Annotated in this window: 9 protein-coding genes; 5 read left to right on the forward strand and 4 right to left on the reverse strand. The window is 51.5% G+C overall.

Annotated features, from left to right (window positions below; translation table 11 throughout):
• Nucleotides 1-38 precede the first annotated feature (38 nt).
• The gene (locus HMPREF3066_RS01445; RefSeq protein WP_003686206.1) at nucleotides 39-311 is read right to left on the reverse strand and encodes a hypothetical protein; all 273 of its coding nucleotides are present in this window, start codon (nucleotides 309-311) and stop codon (nucleotides 39-41) included.
• A 20-nt stretch (nucleotides 312-331) separates the two neighbouring features.
• Complete coding sequence (locus tag HMPREF3066_RS12670) at nucleotides 332-532, reverse strand: hypothetical protein (protein WP_141743155.1); 201 nt, start codon at nucleotides 530-532, stop codon at nucleotides 332-334.
• 48 nt (nucleotides 533-580) lie between these two features.
• Here HMPREF3066_RS12670 and HMPREF3066_RS13035 point away from each other — a divergent pair, with 48 nt between their 5' ends.
• The 4 genes from HMPREF3066_RS13035 (at nucleotide 581) to HMPREF3066_RS01460 (ending at nucleotide 3965) form a co-directional block, all read left to right on the forward strand.
• A complete protein-coding gene (locus HMPREF3066_RS13035; RefSeq protein WP_168160637.1) occupies nucleotides 581-817 on the forward strand; it encodes a hypothetical protein in 237 nt (78 codons plus the stop codon).
• Between the two features lie 47 nt (nucleotides 818-864).
• Nucleotides 865-1785 carry an aspartate carbamoyltransferase gene (gene pyrB, locus HMPREF3066_RS01450; RefSeq protein WP_003768497.1) on the forward strand — a complete coding sequence of 307 codons (921 nt, stop codon included), beginning with the start codon at nucleotides 865-867 and terminating at the stop codon, nucleotides 1783-1785.
• A gap of 9 nt (nucleotides 1786-1794) precedes the next feature.
• The gene (pyrI, locus tag HMPREF3066_RS01455; protein WP_070439960.1) at nucleotides 1795-2253 is read left to right on the forward strand and encodes an aspartate carbamoyltransferase regulatory subunit; all 459 of its coding nucleotides are present in this window, start codon (nucleotides 1795-1797) and stop codon (nucleotides 2251-2253) included.
• Between the two features lie 299 nt (nucleotides 2254-2552).
• A complete protein-coding gene (locus HMPREF3066_RS01460; protein WP_070439962.1) occupies nucleotides 2553-3965 on the forward strand; it encodes an OmpP1/FadL family transporter in 1413 nt (470 codons plus the stop codon).
• Between the two features lie 94 nt (nucleotides 3966-4059).
• Here HMPREF3066_RS01460 and HMPREF3066_RS01465 read toward each other — a convergent pair whose 3' ends face one another.
• Nucleotides 4060-4545: a dihydrofolate reductase gene (locus HMPREF3066_RS01465; protein ID WP_070439963.1), complete on the reverse strand. Its 486-nt coding sequence runs from the start codon at nucleotides 4543-4545 to the stop codon at nucleotides 4060-4062.
• 210 nt (nucleotides 4546-4755) lie between these two features.
• Between HMPREF3066_RS01465 and HMPREF3066_RS01470 the strand changes: the two genes are divergently transcribed.
• Nucleotides 4756-5646: a DegV family protein gene (locus tag HMPREF3066_RS01470; RefSeq protein ID WP_070439965.1), complete on the forward strand. Its 891-nt coding sequence runs from the start codon at nucleotides 4756-4758 to the stop codon at nucleotides 5644-5646.
• Between the two features lie 67 nt (nucleotides 5647-5713).
• On the opposite strand, the gene HMPREF3066_RS13250 is transcribed toward HMPREF3066_RS01470, so the two are convergent.
• Nucleotides 5714-5916: hypothetical protein (locus tag HMPREF3066_RS13250; RefSeq protein ID WP_210385682.1), on the reverse strand; the 203-nt coding region annotated here is incomplete at its 5' end.

Genomic DNA, 5916 nt, shown 5'->3' on the forward strand with positions numbered 1-5916 from the left:
GTCCTGATTTAAATTTAATCCACTATATAAAGTTTCTATCAATCCATATCATTTGAGTTTTCATCTTCATAATATGGATGATCGAACAGCTCTCCTTCCCAGATACATTCATCCGTTATACCTTGGGATTCCATGAAAGGAACATAAGAATAAAAATCTTTTTCATATTCTCCATAAAATATATTCACTCCTTTGAGCCATACTGCATCGCATTCATCACACAGAATAATTTCATCATGAAGATATTTAGGTTTTGAATGGTAGAGATAGCCTTGTTGACAAGCGGGACATATTTTTATTCTCTTATTCATGATTACTCCATATAATCGATTTATTTTTGTGGGTAAGCAGTAGTGATTTGATTGCTGCCTTTAGTCTGTACAACAATGCGTATTTTGGTTTCACCATTTGTACCAATTACTCTTTTCATATCCACTAAATAAGTACGAGGATCATTGGCAAGAGGCATACCTTTCTTTTTCCAAGCCTCATCAATTAGTGGAAGCACCTCTTTTCTGGATACGCTAAACACAGTGTGTAACCGTTTATCAATGTTGGGGACAGTATGCTTATGAATGAAATGAAACGGTATTCTAACAGGATTTTAGGGCGGAACGAGGCTGCGGGGTCGTCTGAAAGCGCAAACTGTCGCCATTTTCAGACGACCCCTTTGCGCGAAAATCCGCAGCCTAGCCCCGTCAAATATGCGATAATACCGCCACCTCAAACCGATTTCAGACGACCCATGCGCCTCAACGCCTGCCCCACCCGTTTTGCCCGTACCGCACGCCGCGGCGCGTCCGTCGTTGTTTCGTAAAACCCCGCCTTAGCGGGGTTTTTGCCGAATTGAAGAAAGGAAGCCGAATGCCCAACCCGCTTTACCGACAACACGTCATCTCCATTTCCGACCTGACGACCGAACAGCTCGAGCTGCTCCTGCAAACCGCCCTCAAACTCAAAGCCGACCCGCGCGACGACCTGCTCGAAGGCAAACTCATCGGCTCATGCTTTTTCGAACCCTCCACCCGCACGCGCCTGTCGTTTGAAACCGCCGTACAACGCTTGGGTGGCAAAGTCATCGGCTTCTCCGACGGCGCGAACACCAGCGCGAAAAAAGGCGAAACCCTCGCCGACACCGCCCGCATCATCTCCAGCTACACCGACGCCATCATCCAACGCCACCCCAAAGACGGTGCCGCGCGCGTGTCCGCCGAGTTTTCCAAAGTCCCCGTCATCAACGCCGGCGACGGCACCAACCAACACCCCAGCCAAACCCTGCTCGACCTCGTGACCATCTACGAAACCCAAGGTCGTCTGAACAACCTCAAAATCGCCATGGCGGGCGACCTCAAATACGGCCGCACCGTCCATTCCCTCTGCCAAGCCCTCAAACGCTGGGACTGCGAATTCGCCTTCGTCTCCCCGCCCAGCCTCGCCATGCCCGAATACATCACCGAAGAACTCGAAGCCGCAGGCTGCCGCTACCAAATCCTGCCCGACCTCGAAGCCGCCGTCGAATGGGCGGACATCCTGTACATGACCCGCGTCCAACGCGAACGCTTCGACGAACAAGAGTTCGCCAAAATCCAAGGCAAATTCAACCTCAACGCCGCCATGCTCGCCAACGCCCGCCCCAACCTGCGCGTCTTGCATCCCCTGCCGCGCGTTGACGAAATCCACCCCGACGTCGATGCTACGCCGCACGCCTACTATTTCGAGCAGGCGACCAATGGCGTTTACGCCCGCATGGCGATTTTATCGCTGGTGTTGAACGAAGAAGTATAAGGAGCAAATATGGAAACCCCTAAACTCAGCGTCGAAGCCATCGAAAAAGGCACCGTCATCGACCACATCCCCGCAGGCAAAGGCCTGATTATCCTGCGCCAATTCAAACTGCTGCACTACGGCAGCGCCGTCACCGTCGGCTTCAACCTGCCCAGCAAAACCCAAGGCAGCAAAGACATCATTAAAATCACCGGCGTCTGGCTGGACGACAACGCCGCCAACCGCCTCGCCCTCTTCGCCCCCGAAGCCGTCGTCAATACCATCGACCACTTCAAAGTCATCAACAAACGCCTGCTCACCCTGCCCGAAGAAATCGCCGAAGTGTTCCGCTGCCCAAACACCAACTGCGCCAGCCACGGCGAGCCGGTGAAAAGCCGCTTCTACGTCCGCAAACAAAGCGGACAGACCAAGCTCAAATGCCACTACTGCGAAAAAACCTTCAGCCGCGATTCCGTGACGGAGGCTTAGTTTTAGTTATAAAGCTGAACCGGCATAAATGCGAAAGGTCGTCTGAAAACTTGAAAATCAGGTTTTCAGACGACCTCTTTACATTTGGGAAGTGTTGTCGGTTTCACAACAAACGATAATTCAAAGGCATGAAAGAGAAATGACTTCCCTGCAACAATCGAATAGGGTTAAAACCGTGCAAAGAATCGAAAAGATTAGGCAAAAACGGTAAGGTGGTATAGAATCGAGCACCTATACTAATCGGATAGAGGCGTTTGTTTCAGACGACCTCTTTATTATTTGCACGCAGGTATAAGAAAATGACGAACTCACCTATTAAACAAACCGTAATCTTACTCAGCGCAGTCTTCTTTTCCGGCGCAGTCCACGCTTCGGGCTACCATTTCGGTACGCAGTCGGTCAACGCCCAAGGCACTGCCAACTCTTCCGGCGCGGAAGCCGCCGACGCATCGACCATCTTCTACAACCCTGCCGGCCTGTCCAAACTCGACAGCAGCCAAGTTTCCGTCAACGCCAACATCGTCCTGCCCAGCATCCGCTACGAAGCCGATTCCGCCCAATACTATCAAGGCGGCGATGTTTCCGGCTCGAAAAGCGGCAAAATCACCAAAACCACCGTCGTTCCGCACCTCTACGGCGCATACAAAGTCAATGACGACGTAACTTTGGGCTTGGGCGTTTACGTCCCTTTCGGCTCTGTCACCGAATACGAAAAAGATTCCGTACTGCGCCACAACATCAACAAACTCGGCCTTACCAGCATCGACATCGAGCCGGTCGTCGCTTGGAAAGCCAATGAAAATCATGCTTTCGGTGCCGGCCTGATCGCCCAATATTCCAAAGCCGAATTGCGCAAATATTCCGACTGGGATGCCTCCGGCGCCATCAGCCAACTCGCCAGCGGCCTTGCTTCACGCGCCGCCGGCCGCCCTGTCTCCGTCAGCGCGCAAGGCAAATCTGACGGACACGCCGAAGTTAAAGGCCACGACTGGGGCTTCGGCTATCAACTTGCCTGGATGTGGGACATCAATGACCGCGCACGGGTCGGCGTGAACTACCGCTCCAAAGTATCACACACCCTCAAAGGCTCGGCAGAATGGGAAGCCGACGGCGCATACGCCCGTCGCGCTTGGGATTTGGGCGCGCTTGCCGCCCGCGGTTACGTTCCGCGTGAAAAAGCAAGCGTCAAAATCGTAACCCCTGAATCCTTGTCCGTTCACGGCATGTATAAAGCCACCGACAAATTCAACCTGTTCAGCGATGTAACTTGGACGCGCCACAGCCGCTTCAACAAAGCGGAACTGGTTTTTGAAAACACCAAAAACGTCGTCAACGGCAAATCCGACCGCACCGTCATCACCCCCAACTGGCGCAACACTTACAAAGTCGCGCTCGGCGGTTCTTACCAAGTGACCGACCCGCTGCAACTGCGCGCAGGTATCGCCTTTGACCGCTCGCCCGTCAAAAACGCCGGCTACCGCATGAACAGCCTGCCCGACGGCAACCGCATCTGGTTCTCGCTCGGCGCGAAATACCATCTGGGCAAAAACCACGTCTTGGATGCCGCTTACAGCCACATCCACATCAACGACACCCGCTACCACACCGCCCGCGCCACCGGCAGCGATGTGGACAGCAAAGGCGCATCCGGCGCGCGCTTCAAAAACCACGCCGACATCATCGGCCTGCAATACACTTACAAATTCAAGTAAGCCGTTTGGCGCCGACATCAAAAGGTCGTCTGAAAACCAATATCCAGGTTTTCAGACGACCTTTTTTAATATACGGATTCAAAGAAATGCTTGGTCAGCGGCGGACATAGTGGACAAAGGCGTATCCGATACCTTTCGCGCTTATGTGTGTTTCACGCAACTGCTCTTTCCATTTATCCGATGAAAATTCAGGGAAAAAAGCGTCTCCGGATACATCGAGCGACACCTCGGTCAGGCGCAAATCGGTCGCATACGGCAGGGCTTGGGCGTAAATCTGTGCGCCGCCCATGATGATGATTTCTTCGGCATCCGCACACAATGCCAATGCTTCTTCCAGTCCGGGGATGGTTTCCGCCCCTTCGGCAAGATAATCCGACTGACGGGTAATAACGATATTGCGGCGGCCGGGTAAGGGTTTCTTAGGAAGGGATTCCCATGTTTTACGCCCCATGACGACCGGTTTGCCCGTGGTATAGGTTTTGAAGAAGGCAAAGTCTTCGGGCAGATGCCAAGGTATGGTATTGTTGATGCCGATACAACGGTGGGCGGCATAAGCGGCAATCAGAGTGATTTTTTGCATGAGCATCCTTGTTTGAGGCTGAAAGCCAGTATTGTAAACGATATGGCGTATGGAGCGGTTTTCTTCCTGGCATCCTAAAATATGACTTGAGGTAATAATCATATAGACAATAATAAACATACCGTTTATCATTTAAAAATACCGTTTGTCTTAACGGTTAAATCATATTAAGGGATAGATTTTCATTGTCGGATATTCGAGGGAGAAAGTATGCCGGGTTCTTATGCATTGTACCGCTGTGCGGTTTTATCGACATCCAGCGGTTCAGTTGACAGTATGGCCGGACGCGACAGCACCATACATATTTTGCATTTAAACATTTCATTTAATCATCAATGGCATGCAGACGGTTCAGATGTTAACAACAAAGAATATTGCGAATGGCGCGCCAATCATCTGGATGAACCAATCAGCACGCTGCCGCCTTGCGAAGACGAATTGTCCAAAACATTCAATTATCTGGTGGAACAGGGCTATCACGAAGCCATCGTTACGACGTTGAGCCACAAATTGAGCGACTCGGCGGATGTTATCCGTAAAATGGCGGCGCAGTTTCCACAACTGAAAATCCATGTTATCGACACAGGTACCTGCTGTATGCCGGAAGGCTTTTTCGCCATGGAGGCGGAACGGCTGCTTCGGGCAGGCCTGCCTCCCCAAACGGTCGTCTCACACTTGGAAAGCCTCAAGCCTTATTGCCACATCGTATTCGGACTTTCTTCGCTCAAGTCCCTTTCTTTGGGCGGCACGCTTTCCCGCGTCGGCGCGTCTTTCGGCGATTGGCTCGGATTGCGTAACGTCCTGCACTTTTCGCAAGACAATTTGGAACGCTTGGAAACCGTTACCGACGATGTCAAAATGTTTGATTCCATTATTGCCAATACCGTCAGCCTGATGAACGACAAGCCGAAAGACCAATTTATCCTCGGTGGCCTTTATACCGGCGATGAAGAACGCTACCGGCTTTTTGCCGAACGTTTTTTTGAAAAAACCGGAAGGCGGCTCGGGCAGGGCGTACCTGTATCACCCGTTGTCGCTGCGCACGTCGGTATCTGCGGCGTCGGCGTGGGAATGGTGGAACGCATTGCAGCCCCTGTCTGAAAATTTCAAAGCAAAGTCATATCTTAAAGACTATGGGCATTGCTTGTTTGAATTGACGGCCTGATGATTAAATAGATGTCGGTTGGAGATGATCTGAATATTCAGTGTAGGCTTTGCCGAAGGCCTGCCATGCCGACAAGAATTGGGTTTTATGCGCATTTATTTCGCAGGGAAATCCCATGTGTTGTGGTCGGTTATGCCATGACTTTGTGTCGTGGCTAATTTGACGGATAGGAAACAAAAAGGTCGTCTGAAAACTGAACTGGCCCC

Origin of the sequence: Neisseria sp. HMSC03D10 (genome assembly GCF_001807625.1) — a bacterium.
GTDB lineage: Bacteria > Pseudomonadota > Gammaproteobacteria > Burkholderiales > Neisseriaceae > Neisseria > Neisseria mucosa.